Origin of the sequence: Streptomyces sp. NPDC048612, assembly GCF_043199295.1 — a bacterium.
Classification (GTDB): Bacteria; Actinomycetota; Actinomycetes; order Streptomycetales; family Streptomycetaceae; genus Streptomyces.
Genome location: NZ_JBICVV010000022.1, coordinates 70,190 through 85,739 on the forward strand (window position 1 = coordinate 70,190; position 15,550 = coordinate 85,739).

The window sequence follows — 15,550 nt, forward strand, 5'->3', positions numbered from 1 at the left end:
CGGGCTGCGGGCTGCGGGCTGCGGGCTGCGGGCTGCGGGCTGCGGGCTGCGGGCTGCGGGCTGCGGGCTGCGGGCTGCGGGCTGCGGGCTGCGGGGCCAACGAGCGTGGAGGTGGTGGAGGTGGGTGGGTGGGCCGGGGGCCCGGGGGGGGAAGAAGGGAGAATCCCCCAGTCAGCCGCGAACCCCCCGCAGCGCCATCGCCACCGCCGCCTCCGTGATCTCGCCCGGGTCCTCTGCGGCACCCAGTTCGATACGGCGGACCGCGGCATCGACGACTCCCTGGAGGAGCATGGCCGCGAGCCGGGGCTGTTCGTGGCCGAGGGCGGCGAGCGCCTCGACGATCATGGCGATGAGTCCGCCGTGGGCCGCACGGATCTTCTCGCGCGCCCCCGCGTCCAGCTCGCCGGCCGAGATCGCCACGACGGCACGGTGGCGCCGGTCGCCTACCAGGGCGAGTTGCCGGCGCACATACGCCTCGATCTTGTCCTCGGGCGTGTCGACACGCTGCATCGCCGCTTCGACCTCGGCGGCCCAGACCGGGAAATCGACGGCGCACAACTCTTCGACGACAGCGGCCCGCGACCGGAAGTACTCATAGACGGAGGAGCGCGCGAGGCCCGTGCGCTCGGCGAGGGCGGGGAAGGTCAGCGCTTCCGTTCCGCCTTCGGACAGCAGGGTGCGGGCGGCGTCCAGGAGGGCGCCGCGCTGCATCGTCCGGTGCTCGGCCACGGAGGCCGCTCGAATCCTTGGCACGTCACCACTCTACGGATGGCGCGCCCACCGTGGCACTCCGCCCGGCGAGATGGCGTGGGAAGACCTCGCGCCCGAGGCCCGTGACTCACCGTCCGACGTCGGCGAGTTTCGCCCTGAGCTGGAGTACGGATTTGGTGTGGATCTGGCTAACCCGGCTTTCCGTGACGCCGAGGACATTGCCGATCTCGGCGAGCGTGAGGCCCTCGTAGTAGTAGAGCGTGACCACGGTCTTCTCACGTTCGGGGAGGGTGTTGATGGCACGCGCAAGCAGGCGCCGCAGCTCACGGTCCTCGGCGATCTCCACGGGGTTCTCGGCGGCCGTGTCCTCGAGGGTGTCCATGAGGCTCAGCCGTTCGCCCCCCTCTCCGCCGACGTGCAGAAGGTCCTCCAGCGCCACAACGTTCGCCAGGGACAGCTGGCTGAAAACGCCGTGGAGTTCCTCCAGCGCGATGCCCATCTCCTCGGCGACCTCCGCCTCGGAGGGGGTACGGCGCAGTTGCGCTTCGAGGGTGGCGTAGGCGCGTTCGACGGCGCGGGCCTTCTGCCGTACGGAGCGCGGAATCCAGTCGAGCGCGCGCAGCTCGTCGATCATCGCGCCGCGGATACGGGTGATGGCGTACGTCTCGAACTTGATGGAGCGTTCGGGCTCGAACTTCTCGATGGCGTCGATCAGTCCGAAGACCCCGGAGGAGACGAAGTCGGCCTGTTCGACGTTGGGGGGCAGGCCGACGCTGACGCGGCCCGCGACGTACTTGACCAGCGGCGAGTAGTGCAGGATCAACTGCTCCCGCAGCCGGCCGTCGCCGGACGCCTTGTAGGCGCGCCACAGCTCGTCCAGCGAGGTGGGCGGAGCGGGGCGCACGCTGCCGCGTGCGGCCGGTGGTACAGCCGCACGGTCAGACCCGGAGGTGTGCTGGGGCATTCGTCGCCTTGAGCCGTTCTGCCGAGACGCGGGTGGGTGGATGAGGCTGAAGTGCCTGTGAGCGTAGCGTGACCACAGGGTCGCAGTGCGCGAGGATGGCAGGTTCGGCGGTGCGCAGATACGTTCCGCTGCCCGCACCCCAGGGTTACCTCGTACGCCGTGGCGACATCCGGACGTGGTGGCGGGCGCGGACGGGAGGGCCGTGCGGGCGGACACGGCGACATGACGGGCGAGGCTTCGTGTGTCCCCTGCGCCTCATTGCCGCCTCCCTACGAGTCGGGCCCGCGCCGCGAAGCACAGCAAACCTGGATTCTGCGGTCATTCCCCTCACCCTTTCACCCGTTCGCCCCAGGTCAAGTACCGCCTCGCCGGGAACCTCCGGTCCTCTCGGCGCGTCGCGCCAACTCCCAGCGATCACCGCACCTTTGCACGAATCCGAGGGACAGCAGCTCGAAGAGTTTGGCGCGGGTGACATCGCCGGGCGTGCCGGCTTCCTGGGCCAGACGGCCGGTGTCCGCGCTGCCGCGCGCGGGCAGCGCCTCCAGTACGAGGGTCGCGACGGGGTCGAGAAGGTCGCGGATACGGGACTGTCCTTGCCTTTCGGGGGCGAGTTCGCCGATGCTGCCGACGAGTTCGATGACCTCGTCGGCGTCGGTGACCACCACGGCTTCACCGCGCAGGAGTTGGTGCACACCGGCGGACAGGGCGCTGGTGACCGGGCCCGGCATGCCCATCGTGAAGCGTCCGAGGGCCTGTGCGCGCCGGGCGGTGACGAGTGAGCCGCTGCGGAGCTCGGCCTCCACGACGACGGTGCCTCTGGTGAGTGCGGCGATCACTCGGTTGCGCTGGATGAAGCGGCTGCGGGTGGGGTGGTCGCCGGGAGGTAACTCCGCTACCACCAGGCCTTGTTCGGCGATCCGGCCGATCAGCTCGGTGTGGCCACGCGGGTAGGGGTGGTCGACTCCGGAGGCCATGACGGCGACGGTCGCACCGTCCCCGGCGAGCGCGCCGCGGTGGGCCGCGCCGTCGACGCCGTAGGCCGCTCCGGAGACGACGGTCCAGCCGCGGTCGGCGAGTCCGGAGCCGAGGGTGGTGGCGAGGTGGGCGCCGTATTCGGTGCAGGCGCGGGCGCCGACGACGGCGACCGAGCGCAGCGCCCAGAGTCTGAGGTTGGCCGTCCCGCGCACCCACAGGCCGATGGGGCGGGCGTCGCCGAGGTCGTCGAGCTGGCCGGGCCATTCCTGGTCCCCGGGGCAGAGGAACCTGCCGCCGAGCGCAGCGACGGCATCGAGGTCGGCGGTGGGGCGTGCACGGGCGGCGCGGAGCCGCAGGCCGGCAATCTTGGTGGGCTTCGCGCCTGCGGGCGGGGTCGCATCCTCGTGGGACAGGGTGTGCCAGAGGGCTTCCGGGCCCATCTCGCGCAGCCAGCGGCCGGCGGTTTCGTCGCCTGGTTCGAGGATGCGGGTGAGGGCCGCGCGGGCGGTGCGCTGGGGTTCGGGGGCCTCGCCCACTGCGGGCCGTGGGCCGGCGGTCGCGGGGCTGGTACCGGTCTCCCTGGGCGGGGCAGGGCCTGGTCCGGCCGTCGGGTCGGGGGCGCGGTCCCGGTGCTGCCCGGCCGGCTCCGGCCCCTCGGTGGCGAAGCCCCAGGCGTCGATCCCGTTCATGTCACCTCCGCTCGCGCGACGCACCTGCGGTCGCGGTCTCGGAGATCTTGTCGCCGCCGGTGGCCGCCTTGAGGGCGCCGCGGCGTACGCCGGTGCGGAGTTCCAGCGCCCAGTTGACGTCCTCCTTGGTAGGGCGGTCGCGGCCGGCCAGGTCGGCGGCGGTCCAGGCGACGCGGAGCACACGGTCGAGGCCGCGGGCGGTGAGGAGGCCGCATTCGAGGTCGCGTTCCGCTTGGGCCAGTGCACCGGGGTGGACCTGCCAGCGGGTGCGCAGCTCGTGCCCGGGTACCTCGCTGTTGGTGTGCCAGGGGGTGCCGGCGAAGCGGGCCACGGCGCGTTCACGGGCGGCCTGTACGCGTTCGGCCACGGCCGCGGTGGTTTCCGCGCCACGGCCGAGTGCGATCAGCTCGGCGCGGGCGACCGGTTCCACGACGATCCGCAGGTCGACCCGGTCCATGAGGGGGCCGGAGAGCCGGGCCCGGTAGCGGCGGACGGACGACGGGCGGCATTCGCAGCCACCGCCCGTGGTGCCGTGCCGTCCGCAGGGGCAGGGGTTGGCGGCGAGGGCGAGGAGGATACGGGCGGGCATACGCATCATGCCCGCGACGCGGGCGACGACGACATGACCGGACTCCAGTGGCTGGCGCAGTGCGTCCAGGACACGTGGGCTGCACTCCGCGGCCTCGTCCACGAACAGCACGCCGTGATGGGCGAGGGACACGGCGCCGGGGCGGGGCAGTCCGGTGCCGCCGCCGACGAGGGACGCCATCGTCGCGGAGTGGTGCGGGGCGCAGTAGGGCGGCCGGTGGACGAGCGGCTGGCCCGGCGGGAGGGTACCGGCTACCGAGTGGACGGCGGTGACCTCCAGGGATTCCTTGGGCGACAGGGGTGGCAGCAGCCCGGGGAGGCGTTCGGCGAGCATGGTTTTTCCGGCGCCGGGTGGGCCTTTGAAGAAGATGTGGTGGCGGCCGGCGGCGGCCACTTCCAGGGCGCGTCGGGCGCCGTGCTGGCCGGCGACGTCCGCGAGATCAGGGGTGTGGTCCCCGGGCGGCAGGCCCGCGCCTGCGCCGGTTCCGGGGACGATCAGCCCGGCGAGCGAGGCGTCGGGGCGCCCTTCCTCCCGGGGGTCTTCCTCCTCGGGCACCGGTTCGTCGGCCAGGACGGCGATGAGCTGGCGCAGGCTGCGTACCCCGAGGACGGAGACACCCGGGACGAGCGAGGCCTCGGGAACGGTCTGTTCCGGGACGACGACCTGGCGGTATCCGGCATCGGCTGCGGCGAGTACGGCGGGCAGCACTCCGCGTACGGGGCGGACGCGGCCGTCGAGGCCCAGTTCGCCGATCATCATCAGGTCGGTGAGTTCGCGGGGGTCCAGGCGCTCGGCGGCACTGAGCACGGCGCAGGCGACGGCCAGGTCGAAGCCGCTGCCCCCTTTGGGGACGGAGGCCGGGCTGAGGCCGACGGTGAGCTTCTTCTGTGGCCACTCGGCGCCGGAATTCACCACGGCGGCACGTACGCGTTCTCTGGATTCGATGAGGCTCTTGTCGGGGAGTCCGACCAGGGTGAAGGCGGCGACGCCTGGTTCCAGGTCGGCCTGGACCTCGACGACGACTCCTTCGACGCCCACCAGGGCGACGGAGCAGGTGCGGGCGAATCCCATCAGGCCACCCCTCGTGCGTGCTGGACGACGGGGGCGCCGCGGGCCGGTAGTAGGACGCCGATGACATCGATCCGTACGCCGCCGGGCGGCGGGCCGCCATGTCGCTCCAGCCAGCGTTCCGCCAGCAGCCGCAGCCGGGCGGTCTTCTCGGGGCGTACGGCAGCCATGGGGTGCTCGTACCAGCCGGCGCGACGGGTCTTGACCTCGCAGACCACCAGGGCGTCTCCGTCGGCCGCGACGATGTCGATCTCTCCGTCGCGGCAGCGCCAGTTCCGGTCCAGGATGCGCATCCCGGCCTCGATGAGGCGCCGGGCGGCCAGGTCTTCGCCATAGCGGCCGAGGGCGCGCCGCCGGTTGTCGGCCGGTTCGGGCACTGCCGGGCCGGCGCCGCTCGGGTCGCCGCCCGGTGGCCCGGCGGCAGCCCTCGCCGCCGCAGGGGGCTTACGTCCCGGAGGTGCCGGGGTTCCCGGAGGCGGCGCTCCGCCCTTGCCGCAGTCGGCAGGCGCGGTCCGCGCGGCCTGCCCCACCCCCGTATCGCGCGCCCCTGCGCCGACCGGCCCAGAGCCGGGCCCCGGGCCGATGCGGACCTCGTCCGGACCATCCGCCGAGCGCGCTCCACGCGTCACGTCCCGCCCGCTCGCCCTGCTCGCCGCGCTCGCTCCCCGCGCCGCGTTCCGGTCCCTCGCGGAGCGCGTCCTCTGCGGCGTCTCCGTGCTCGGTGCGTTCTTTCCGGCCCGCGGGCCGGCCTGCATGGCGTTCATGCGGTACCACCTCCGGCACCGACTGTGACGCCCCCGAACCGATCTTTTGGATCTTGGTGGACAACGCCCCGGTTGTGGATAACTCGCTCACCCACACGGGGCACGGCGGGCCGCAGGGCCAGGCCGCTCCGCAGCTCCCGGCCGCCTCGGTCCCGGCCGCCTCAGCTCCCGGGAAGATCCAGATCGCTCTTGTTGAGCTCCTCGATATTCACGTCCTTGAACGTGAGTACCCTCACCTGCTTGACGAAGCGGGCCGGGCGGTACATGTCCCAGACCCAGGCGTCAGCCATCGACACCTCGAAAAAGACCTCGCCCTGGACCGAGTGCACCTGCATCTCGTAATCGTTGGTGAGGTAGAAGCGACGCTCGGTCTCGATCACGTATTTGAACAGCCCGACGACGTCGCGGTACTCCCGGTAGAGCTTCAGCTCCATCTCGGTCTCGTACTTCTCGAGGTCCTCGGCGCTCATGGCAGTCCCCTTCAGCCGTGCGTCCCCCCATTGTGCGTCAGGCCTGCTCGGTCTCCAGGAGCACCGGCGCATCGGGGGGCCCATCGTCGAGCAGTGTGCGCAGCAGCTCGGCGAGTCTGGTCGGGTACACCGTCTCATGGGAGGCGGACAGTTCCTCCGAAGTCCACCACCTCAGTCCCGAGACACTGCGTCGTTCCAGGTCCGTCTGCCCGCCCATGTGCGTGGCAGTCCGTTCCGTTCTCCCCAGGTAGTACCACTCGTCCTGCTCCCAGCGCCGCCCGTCGAAGGGGAAGGCGCAGCGGCGCTTCCACAGCACGGGCCCGAGGACGGCATCGGTGATTCCGGTCTCCTCGGCGAGTTCACGGCGGGCCGCCGCCTCGTGGCTCTCCGTGCCTTCGAGGCCGCCGCCCGGGGTGAACCACCAGGTGTCGGCGGGGCGGTCCGGCTCGAAGCCGTGGAGCAAGAGGATGCGGTCGTCGGGGTCGAGCAGCACGATGCGGGAGACCTGGCGTACCAGGGGCGCCTCCGGTGCCTCGGCAGCCGGCTCCCAGCCCCCGGCCCGCTGCTCGTCGACCGCGGCCCTGCGCCCGTTGGTCTCTTCGGCGACCGTGTGGCCCTCGCCGGCCCCGGCATCGTTCGCCGTCCCGCGCCCCATGGGCTCCTCGGCGCCCCTCCCCCGCTCGTCAGCCACGCTTGCGCGCCGCACGCCGGGCGAGGGGCCCGTAGGCCGCCCCACCGAGGATGAGGACCGCGCCGGCGACCACCGCGAGGGCGATGGGCTGCACCGGGCCGGGCTGCGAGACACCGCCGGGCAGGGCGGCGAAGGCGGCCGGACGCTGCGTCACCCCGACGCTGCCGAGCGGCCAGGCGCGCGCGTCGACCCGGGCGTTGACGGCGCTGCGCGGCACCGAGCCGTGGTCGCTGTCGGTGAGGTGGACGCGGGAATCCAGGGAGTCGTTGCGGTGGTCGCCGAGCAGGAAGAGCTGGCCGGCGGGGACCTTGGCCTTGAATCCGACAGGGGAGGCGGGCCCGTTGCCCTGCAGATACGGTTCCTCGACGGGGGTGCCGTTGACGGTCAGCCGGCCCTGCTTGGTGCAGCAGGAGACCTTGTCGCCGCCGACACCGACGACGCGCTTGACCATCGGAAGGTCTCCCCAGACGTCGTCCTTGAAGACGACGATGTCGCCGCGGCGTATCTCGGAGCCGTCCACCCGCTCGGCGAGCACCCGGGCACCGGGCGCGATCGTCGGCGACATCGAATCGGTCGGCACCGTATAGGGGCGGTAGAGCACCGCCCCCCACACGAAGCCGCCCAGGAACAGCACACAGCCGACGGCCACGGCCAGACCGGACAGCACGCTGCCCGTCGTCCGCCCGCGGCCGTCGGTCCTGAGTTCGGTACTGCTGCTCATCCCAGCGCTCCCACCCCGCGGACCCGGCCCGCGTCGAAGATCCGGGACGGCACCTTACCTGGGGTTACGCTCTCCGGTCAGCCTCCGGCGACGCCACATCACGATCGGCACCGCACCGGCCAGGCCCAGAGCGGCCGGAGCCGCACCGATTGCCTTGTTGAGCCCGGGCTGGTCGAAGGTGTCCGGTACCGGCAGGGTCGACCAGCGGTTGATCGGCCAGGCGATGGTGAACGCCCGGCCGACGACCTCTTCTTCCGAGACCGTGCCGTTGCCCGGGAGGTTCTGGTGGTAGCGGGAGTCGAGGGAGTCGTCGCGGTGGTCGCCCATGACCCAGATCCGGCCCTTGGGGACGTGGATCGGGCCGAACGCGCGGTCACCGCAGGGGGTGACGCCGGGGAAGATGTACGAGTCTTCCTTGAGGGCCTTGCCGTTGACCTTCACCGGGCCGGTGCCGTGGCACTCGACGGTGTCGCCGCCGACCGCGATGACCCGCTTGATCAGGTCCTTCTCCTCCGCCGACGGCATCAGCCCGATGAAGCTGAGGACCTTCTGGACGGGGTTGGGCTCGGGGGTCGGCGTCTCGTTCAGCCAGCCGCCCGGGTCGTGGAAGACCACGACCTCGCCGCGCTGCGGCTTGGAGCCGAACCACGGCGTCAGCTTGTCGACCAGAACCCGGTCCCCGCGCTGCAGGGTGTCCTGCATCGAGTCGGACGGGATCGAGAACGCCTGCACCAGGAACGTCTTGATCAGCAGCGCCAGCAGCAGAGCGATGCCGATGAGGATCGGCAGCTCCTTCCAGAAGGCGCGCGGCTTCTTGGCCTTCTTCATGCCGCCGCTCACCTCCTCGCCTGCCGACCTGTCGAACGTATCGGACGCGCCGGATTCACCGGCCGGGGCAGAACGCTGCGCCTGTGCCCCTGACTCTGCTGGTGACGCAGACACGGAACCCGTCGCCGGTCCCGCGGTCTCACCTCGCCCTGCCGGCTCTTCGGGCTCTTCGGTTCCGGACCGCGCGCCGACCGCCAAGTCCCCCACATCTGCTCCTCACTCCACGCACTCGCCCGCCCGTCAACCGGTGCAGGCCCACCACTCCCATAACGAGCGGGAGTTCCGCAGGGGTCGGGAGTACGGACAAACTCTCGGATGACAGCTTATGCGGCACACCTGCCGAGGACGCCTTGGCGCCCGGCGCGTCGCGCACAGTGGTGAAGGTGTCCGGCTCCTCGAGGCGCCGCCAGTGGCTGAACGGCCAGGCGATCACCACGGCCCGGCCCACGACGTTGCCCTCCGAGACGGTGCCACGGTACGGCTCGTCCAGGTGGAAGCGCGAATCCGCGGAGTCGGAGCGGTGGTCGCCCATCACGAAGATCCTTCCGGTGGGGACGGCCACCGAGAACTTCAGCGTGGAGGGCGGGTTGCCCGGGTGGACATACGGTTCGGTCAGCGGCTTGCCGTTGACGGTGACCCGGCCCTGCTTGTCGCAGCACTTGACGGTGTCGCCGCCGACCGCCACGACCCGCTTGATCAGGTCCTGCTCGTCGGCCGACGGCAGCAGCCCGATGAAGGTCATGGCGTCCTTGACCGGCTGGAAGGCGCCCCCGTCGGAGGGCGGCTTGGTCTGCTCGCCCTTGAGCCAGCCTCCGGGGTCCTTGAAGACGACGACGTCGCCGCGCTCCGGTTTGGAGCCGAACCACGGCGTCAGCTTGTCGACCAGAACCCGGTCACCGATCTTGATCGTCTGCTCCATGGAGCCGGACGGGATGACGAACGCCTGGACCAGGAAGGTCTTCAGAACGAGGGCGATGGCCAGCGCCACGCCGACGAGGATCGGGATTTCCTTGAGGTAGGAGCGCTGTCTGCGGCGCTTGATGCGCTTCGCCTGGCGTCGCCGCTCGGCACGGCCCCCGGCGGCGACACGGCCGGACCGCCGGCCCCCGTGCCCGCCCGTCGGCTGCGGGCCGCCGCGCGCACCGGAGTCGCCGCGCCCACCGGAGCCGACGTACGCACCGGAGTCGACGTACGCGCCGGTGTCGTACGTCTCCGTGCCGCCCGGCTCCGGCCGGTCGGTGCCCCGTGCCCGGCCATGCTTCACCGGGCGCCCGTGGCGGGGGCGTCCGCGGTTACCCATGGCGGCCTGCCGCGGCGGGTATCCGGTCGAAGGACCCCGGGGCGTCGAAGGTGCGCCAGCGGCTCACCGGCCAGCTGATCAGGTCCGCCCGGCCGATGACCTTGTCGACCGGGACGGTGCCACCGCCCGGCTGGCCGAGGTGGTCACGGGAATCACTGGATCTGGCGCGGTGGTCGCCCATGACCCACAGCCGGCCCTGTGGCACCACGATGTCGAAATCCACCGAGGACGGCACGTCCCCGGGGTGGAGATACGTCTCGCTCACGGGCTCACCGTTCACCTTGATCCGCCCCCGTTTGTCGCAGCAGGTCACACGGTCACCGCCGGTGCCGATCACGCGCTTGACGTAGTCGGTCTCGTCGGGCCGCGCCAGTCCCAGCGCCGCGCCGGCGCCGCGCAGCAGTCCCGTGACGGGATTCTCCCCCTGTTCCCTGTGAACGAAGGAGCCGGTGCCGTCGAACACCACCACATCGCCCCGCGCCGGCTCGCTGCCGAAACGGTACGCCAGCTTGTTGACCAGCACCCGGTCCCCGATCCGCAGGGTGTTCTCCATGGAGGAGCTGGGGATCAGAAAGGGCTGTGCGACGAACGTGCTCAGCAGCAGCACAAAGGTCAGGCAGAGCGCGAGCAGGGTGACCGGCCGGTGGCGCAGAACAGCCACTGCACGGGTGCGGAAACGCGCGGAGCGCGACCCCTGCTCCGGCCCCTGGTCGGGGGTGGGAGAGGGGTCGCGCTCCGTGAGCTGTGCGTCGGTGTCCATCGGGCCCTGAGCCTATCCGGCCAGATCCGGACGCCGTACGTGAGCGTCGGTTTGCGTTGCCCCGGCGCAAAAAATCGTGCTCCGGGGCGGCCCGGCTCAGTTGTCGCGCTTCTCCTTGATCTTCGCGGCCTTGCCGCGGAGCTCACGGAGGAAGTACAGCTTGGCGCGACGGACGTCACCGCGGGTCACGACCTCGATCTTCTCAACGATCGGGGTGTGCACCGGGAAGGTGCGCTCGACGCCGACGGAGAAGCTGACCTTGCGGACCGTGAAGGTCTCGCGCACGCCGGCGCCCTGACGGCGGATGACAACGCCCTTGAACTGCTGCACACGGGAGCGGTTGCCCTCGATGACGCGGACGTGGACGTTGACGGTGTCACCCGGGCGGAAGGCCGGGATGTCGTCGCGCTTCGACGCGGCGTCGACGGAGTCGAGAAGGTGCATGACCTACTGCTTTCTTCGTTGATGCCACAGGTCATCAACGGAATGTCGGAGAGATGTTTCGGATGCCGTTCCATCGGGCGGGCGTCGTTCCCCCTGTGGCAGGGGCGCGCGCCGGACGCACACAGCAGCGGCCTATTCTTCCACGGCCTCACGCGTCCGCCCAAATCGGCCGTCGTCACCCTCCGACCAGCCCAGGGCGTCGAGTATCGCGCGGTCGTGTTTGTCGAACGCGGCGGGGTCGGCGCGCTCGATCAGATCGGGGCGGTTGCGGTCGGTGCGGCGGAAGGCCTGGTCCCGGCGCCAGCGGGCGATCTTGCCGTGGTGGCCGCTGAGCAGGACCTCGGGGATGCCGCGGCCGCGCCACTCGGGAGGCTTGGTGTAGACGGGGCCTTCCAGGAGGTCGGCCATCGCGCCGGGGGCGAACGAGTCGTCCTGGTGGGAGGCGGCGTTGCCGAGGACACCGGGCAGCAGCCGGGCCACCGCCTCGACCATGACCAGCACCGGGGCCTCGCCGCCGGCCAGGACGTAGTCGCCGATGGAGACCTCGCGGACGTCGACGCGGTCGCCGTACTCCTCGATGACGCGGCGGTCGATGCCCTCGTAGCGGGCCGGGGTGAACACCAGCCAGGGCTTGGCGGAGAGTTCGACGGCGAGCTGCTGGGTGAAGGGGGCACCGCTGGGCGTCGGGACAACGATCACCGGCTCCCCGTCACCGGACGCGAGGATCTCGTCGAGCGCCTCGCCCCATGGGTCGGGCTTCATGACCATGCCGGGCCCGCCGCCGTAGGGGGTGTCGTCGACGGTGTTGTGCTTGTCGTGGGCCCATTCGCGCAGGTCGTGGATGCGCACATCGAGCTGTCCGCGGGCGCGGGCCTTGCCGACCAGGGAGACGTTCAGCGGCTCGAGGTACTCGGGGAAGATCGTGACGACATCGAGCCGCATCAGCTGTCCTCGCGGCTGCTGGCGATCTCGGCCTGGCTGTCGTCGAGGAGGCCGGGCGGCGGGTCGATGACCGCGCGCTGCTCCTCGAGGTCGATCTCCGGGACGATCTCGGAGACGAACGGGATCATGACCTCGCTGTCGTCGGGCCGACGGACGATCAACAGGTCCTGGTAGGGCAGGTGGGAGACCTCGGAGATCCGGCCGACGACGGTGCCGTCGCGGGTGACGACATCGAGATCGATCAGCTGGTGGTCGTAGAACTCCTCGGGGTCCTCGGGGACCTCCTCGGGGTCGACTTCCGCGATCAGCAGGGTGTTGCGCAGCGCCTCGGCGGCCGTGCGGTCCGCGACGCCCTCGAAACGCAGCAGCAGCCGGCCGCTGTGCACCCGGCCGGTCGCGATGGTCAGCGGTCCGACGGAGGACGGTTCGGTGGCGAGGACGGCGCCCGGGCCGAGCCGCAGTTCGGGCTCGTCGGTGCGTACCTCTACCGTGACCTCGCCCTTGATGCCGTGGGCGCGGCCGATCCGCGCCACTACCAACTGCACGCTGTTCTCTCCCGTTGTCGCGGCCGGCCCGCCGCCGCTCTCGCGGAGGGGGCCGTGGGCCGTCGTGGTTTCTCAGACGAGGGTGACGAGGAGGAATCCGCGGCCCTCAACGAACTCAGGCCGGGGACGGCCCGAGAGCCCTCCCCGGCCCGAGCCGGTGTTCAACTTGTCAGCGGACCTGGTCCACGTCGACGAGATCGACGCGGATGCCACGGCCGCCGATGGCGCCCACGACGGTCCGCAGGGCGCGGGCGGTCCGGCCGTTACGGCCGATCACCTTGCCGAGGTCGTCGGGGTGAACCCGGACCTCGAGAACGCGCCCACGGCGCAGGGTGCGCGAGGCAACCTGCACGTCGTCGGGGTTGTCGACGATGCCCTTGACGAGGTGCTCGAGGGCTTCCTCGAGCATGCTCAGGCCTCGGTCGACTCAGAGGTGGACTCGGCCGCAGCCTCGTCCGCCTTCTTGTCAGCCTTCTTCGCCTTCTGGGTGATGGCCTCACCCTTGGGCTCGTCGCCGGAAGCCTTGGCGGCGGCCTCGAAGAGGGCACGCTTGTCGGCCTTCGGCTCGGCGACCTTCATCGGCGCCGGGGCGGGCAGGCCCTTGAACTTCTGCCAGTCGCCGGTGACCTTGAGGATGGCCATGACGGGCTCGGTCGGCTGCGCGCCGACACCCAGCCAGTACTGGACACGCTCGGAGTCGACCTCGATGCGCGAGGGGTTCTGCACCGGGTGGTACAGACCGATCTCCTCGATGGCCCGGCCGTCACGGCGGGTACGGGAGTCGGCGATGACGATGCGGTAGTGAGGCGAACGGATCTTGCCCAGACGCTTCAGCTTGATCTTGACTGCCACGGGAGTGGTGTCTCCTGGTCTTGACGTGGTGGGGCACAACGGGATGCCACGTGGGGTTGCGGTACTCGGGGTGCCCGATGGACGCGTCAGCCGGAGGAGAGAGGGGTCCTATGCGACTGTCGAGTACAGCTAGCCATTGTGCCACATGCCCTCGGGTCAGCCGACCGCGGCCACCTCAGGAATCCGGAAGGGCTTTCCGCAGCCGCCGCAGACGATCGGCGCCTGGGCGAGCACGGACGGCACCACGCGGACATTGCGCCCGCAGTCGCACACGGCCTTGACGCGGACACCGCCTCCGGAGGAGCCGTGCCGGGCGGCCGGGCCCCGGAAGCTGCGGGTGGTGTCGGTGGCGGTGGCGGCGGTGTGCGCCTTGAGTGCTCTGGTGAGGCGCTCGATGGTGGAGCGGTAGCGCCTCCTGGCCTCGGGGTTGAGCGTGACCAGGGAGAAGCCGCTGCTGGGGTGCGGCTCGTCGAGATGGTCCAGGCCCAACTCCTCGGCGATCGCCAGGAATCGGCGGTTGTGGTAGCGGCCTGCGCGGGAGGTGTCGCGGACGCCGCGGGCGGCGGCGATGCCATGGACAGCCTCATGGAGCAGCCGTTCGAAGGAGAGCTCCGCGCCACAGGCGGACGAGGACTCTCCGATCAGGGACTCGGGCGCGGCCAGATCCGGTAGCTCGGGGTGGTGCCGTTGAATATCGGCCCAGGCGAGTGCCAGCTCGGCGGCGAGGACAGGCGGTGTCGTGCTCACGTCGTGACAACGAGCCGGGGTCGCCGAGTGTTCCGATTCCGGGGCATCCCAAATAATTTGCACGTACCAGTCAGTTTCCGGTCATGAGTCGTGCCGAGGGCGGGGTGCGCAGATCTGCGCAGAAGGCGCCCAGCGGCCCGCAAGCCGGTACGTATCCCCGCGTACGCCGCATGGCGTAGCCGGTCGTATGCCGGGGCAACGATCATCGCGGCGATGGTACGGGGTGGGTCCGTGCCCCGCCGCACCGGCTCGAACCCCACCGTAGGCCCTGCGGACGGGAGCGGCCGGACCTCCCGGACGGCGGGCGCTGCCGTGGCGGAACGCCGTCGGCCGGGGCACGCTGGAACGGCGCTCCAGGGAGCGGGCCCGGCGCACACGGGGGCGCGCGGGAGACAACCCCGGCGCACCCCCTGGACGCCTGGATGAATGCGCAGTTGTCTGGATTGCGGGGGCGCACAACGCGCGAACACGGGGGCGATCGGTACGGAACAGCTTCGGGTTCTCGGCGAATAGGGGCGCTATCGATGTCACCGACGCTCGTGCGGCACCAGTTGCCGCACTCCGGATTCACGCGCTGCGACGACCCGCCCGCTCCGGCCGGGTCGCGGGCGCGCACCCGCGACTGGGCCGAGATCCAGGAGCGGATGCTGGTGCCGCTGTACGAGGCCGCGTACGACCGTCTGGGGATCGGTTCCGGCACCCGACTGCTGGGGCTCGGCTGTGGGTCCGGGCTGGCGCTGCTGCTCGCGGCGGCGCGGGGCGCGCAGGTCAGCGGGGTGGATGCGGACGAGTCCCGGCTGGAGCTGGCGCGTGAGCGGCTCACGCCGGACGGCATGCCGGAGCAGACCCGGGTGGTGAGCGGCGGTCTGGAGGCCGCGGCGCCCGGGGACGCCGCGTTCAATGTGGTCACGGCGTTCCACCCGGTGGGCTGTGTGAGCACGATCGAGGGGCTGACGGCGTCGCTCACGGCGGCGGCCGGGCTGGCCGAGCGGGGCAGCGCCGTGGTGCTGGGCGGCTGGGGCCCGGTGGAGCGGTGTGCCACGGCCGGGGTGCTGCGGGTGGCCGAGCGGCTGGCCGACCCCGGGGGCGAGTACGCCGTCGGCTCCGGCGGGTGGCGGCCCAGCGGGCGGGACGATCTGGAGGACCTGGCGGACCGGGCCGGGCTGCGGCCGGACGGTTCGGGGCGGGTGGCCTGCCCGTTCGGGTACGCGGATGCGGCGAGCGCGGTGCGGGGGCTGTTGTCGACCGGGCTGTTCGACGCGGCGCTGGCGGTGGCCGAGCAGCGGCAGGTGGAGAAGGAACTCGCGGAGGCGCTGCATCCGTATCAGCGGGCGGACGGGACGGTGTGGATGCCGAATGTGTTCCGCTATCTGATCGCGCGGACGAGGTAGCGGGAGCGGGGCGAGCGGCGCGCTCGGGAGACGGGAGCGGCGCCGGGCCGGCGGCAGGCCCGGAGGGCGGGGGCGGGGGCGGCGTTGCCCCGGAGGGCG

18 protein-coding genes are annotated in these 15,550 nt (G+C 71.6%); 1 reads left to right on the plus strand and 17 read right to left on the minus strand.

From position 1 onward, the window contains the following. Positions 1–171: 171 nt before the first annotated feature. The 17 genes from ACGFN2_RS27850 to ACGFN2_RS27930 all read right to left on the minus strand — a co-directional run bounded on the left by ACGFN2_RS27850 (position 172) and on the right by ACGFN2_RS27930 (position 14,060). A complete protein-coding gene (locus ACGFN2_RS27850; RefSeq protein WP_262038307.1) occupies positions 172–711 on the minus strand; it encodes a TetR/AcrR family transcriptional regulator in 540 nt (179 codons plus the stop codon). 127 nt (positions 712–838) lie between these two features. Next, on the minus strand, positions 839–1,675 hold the full coding sequence (gene whiG / locus ACGFN2_RS27855; protein WP_362604207.1) for an RNA polymerase sigma factor WhiG: 837 nt from the start codon (positions 1,673–1,675) through the stop codon (positions 839–841). Between the two features lie 353 nt (positions 1,676–2,028). Next, positions 2,029–3,339, minus strand: coding sequence for a DNA-processing protein DprA (gene dprA / locus ACGFN2_RS27860; protein WP_393365170.1), 1,311 nt, complete (start codon positions 3,337–3,339; stop codon positions 2,029–2,031). A gap of 1 nt (position 3,340) precedes the next feature. Then, the gene (locus ACGFN2_RS27865) at positions 3,341–4,999 is read right to left on the minus strand and encodes a YifB family Mg chelatase-like AAA ATPase (RefSeq protein ID WP_393365172.1); all 1,659 of its coding nucleotides are present in this window, start codon (positions 4,997–4,999) and stop codon (positions 3,341–3,343) included. Beyond that, positions 4,999–5,373: a YraN family protein gene (locus ACGFN2_RS27870; RefSeq protein WP_393365174.1), complete on the minus strand. Its 375-nt coding sequence runs from the start codon at positions 5,371–5,373 to the stop codon at positions 4,999–5,001. Before ACGFN2_RS27870 ends, ACGFN2_RS27865 begins: the two co-directional genes overlap by 1 nt. A gap of 548 nt (positions 5,374–5,921) precedes the next feature. After that, positions 5,922–6,230, minus strand: coding sequence for a DUF2469 domain-containing protein (locus ACGFN2_RS27875; RefSeq protein ID WP_003980220.1), 309 nt, complete (start codon positions 6,228–6,230; stop codon positions 5,922–5,924). Positions 6,231–6,267: 37 nt separating this feature from the next. Next, complete coding sequence (locus tag ACGFN2_RS27880; RefSeq protein ID WP_393365176.1) at positions 6,268–6,885, minus strand: NUDIX hydrolase; 618 nt, start codon at positions 6,883–6,885, stop codon at positions 6,268–6,270. Between the two features lie 28 nt (positions 6,886–6,913). Continuing rightward, the gene (gene lepB, locus ACGFN2_RS27885; protein ID WP_393365178.1) at positions 6,914–7,642 is read right to left on the minus strand and encodes a signal peptidase I; all 729 of its coding nucleotides are present in this window, start codon (positions 7,640–7,642) and stop codon (positions 6,914–6,916) included. 54 nt (positions 7,643–7,696) lie between these two features. Next, positions 7,697–8,668 carry a signal peptidase I gene (gene lepB, locus ACGFN2_RS27890; protein ID WP_393365235.1) on the minus strand — a complete coding sequence of 324 codons (972 nt, stop codon included), beginning with the start codon at positions 8,666–8,668 and terminating at the stop codon, positions 7,697–7,699. Further along, positions 8,610–9,770, minus strand: coding sequence for a signal peptidase I (lepB, locus tag ACGFN2_RS27895; RefSeq protein ID WP_393365180.1), 1,161 nt, complete (start codon positions 9,768–9,770; stop codon positions 8,610–8,612). Before lepB (ACGFN2_RS27895) ends, lepB (ACGFN2_RS27890) begins: the two co-directional genes overlap by 59 nt. Next, positions 9,763–10,530 carry a signal peptidase I gene (gene lepB, locus ACGFN2_RS27900; protein ID WP_362604220.1) on the minus strand — a complete coding sequence of 256 codons (768 nt, stop codon included), beginning with the start codon at positions 10,528–10,530 and terminating at the stop codon, positions 9,763–9,765. Before lepB (ACGFN2_RS27900) ends, lepB (ACGFN2_RS27895) begins: the two co-directional genes overlap by 8 nt. 96 nt (positions 10,531–10,626) lie before the next feature. Continuing rightward, positions 10,627–10,974 (minus strand): 50S ribosomal protein L19, encoded by a 348-nt coding sequence (gene rplS / locus ACGFN2_RS27905; protein ID WP_362604222.1) that lies wholly within the window; start codon positions 10,972–10,974, stop codon positions 10,627–10,629. A gap of 132 nt (positions 10,975–11,106) precedes the next feature. After that, the gene (gene trmD / locus ACGFN2_RS27910) at positions 11,107–11,916 is read right to left on the minus strand and encodes a tRNA (guanosine(37)-N1)-methyltransferase TrmD (protein ID WP_362604224.1); all 810 of its coding nucleotides are present in this window, start codon (positions 11,914–11,916) and stop codon (positions 11,107–11,109) included. Then, the gene (gene rimM / locus ACGFN2_RS27915) at positions 11,916–12,461 is read right to left on the minus strand and encodes a ribosome maturation factor RimM (RefSeq protein WP_393365183.1); all 546 of its coding nucleotides are present in this window, start codon (positions 12,459–12,461) and stop codon (positions 11,916–11,918) included. Before rimM ends, trmD begins: the two co-directional genes overlap by 1 nt. 169 nt (positions 12,462–12,630) lie before the next feature. Further along, positions 12,631–12,870: an RNA-binding protein gene (locus ACGFN2_RS27920; RefSeq protein WP_003980229.1), complete on the minus strand. Its 240-nt coding sequence runs from the start codon at positions 12,868–12,870 to the stop codon at positions 12,631–12,633. A 2-nt stretch (positions 12,871–12,872) separates the two neighbouring features. Beyond that, entirely contained in the window at positions 12,873–13,313 is a 441-nt protein-coding gene (rpsP, locus tag ACGFN2_RS27925; RefSeq protein ID WP_362604228.1) for a 30S ribosomal protein S16, read from the minus strand. Positions 13,314–13,469: 156 nt separating this feature from the next. Further along, positions 13,470–14,060: a hypothetical protein gene (locus tag ACGFN2_RS27930; RefSeq protein ID WP_362604230.1), complete on the minus strand. Its 591-nt coding sequence runs from the start codon at positions 14,058–14,060 to the stop codon at positions 13,470–13,472. A 524-nt stretch (positions 14,061–14,584) separates the two neighbouring features. Here ACGFN2_RS27930 and ACGFN2_RS27935 point away from each other — a divergent pair. Beyond that, entirely contained in the window at positions 14,585–15,451 is an 867-nt protein-coding gene (locus tag ACGFN2_RS27935) for a methyltransferase domain-containing protein (protein ID WP_362604231.1), read from the plus strand. Positions 15,452–15,550 lie beyond the last annotated feature (99 nt).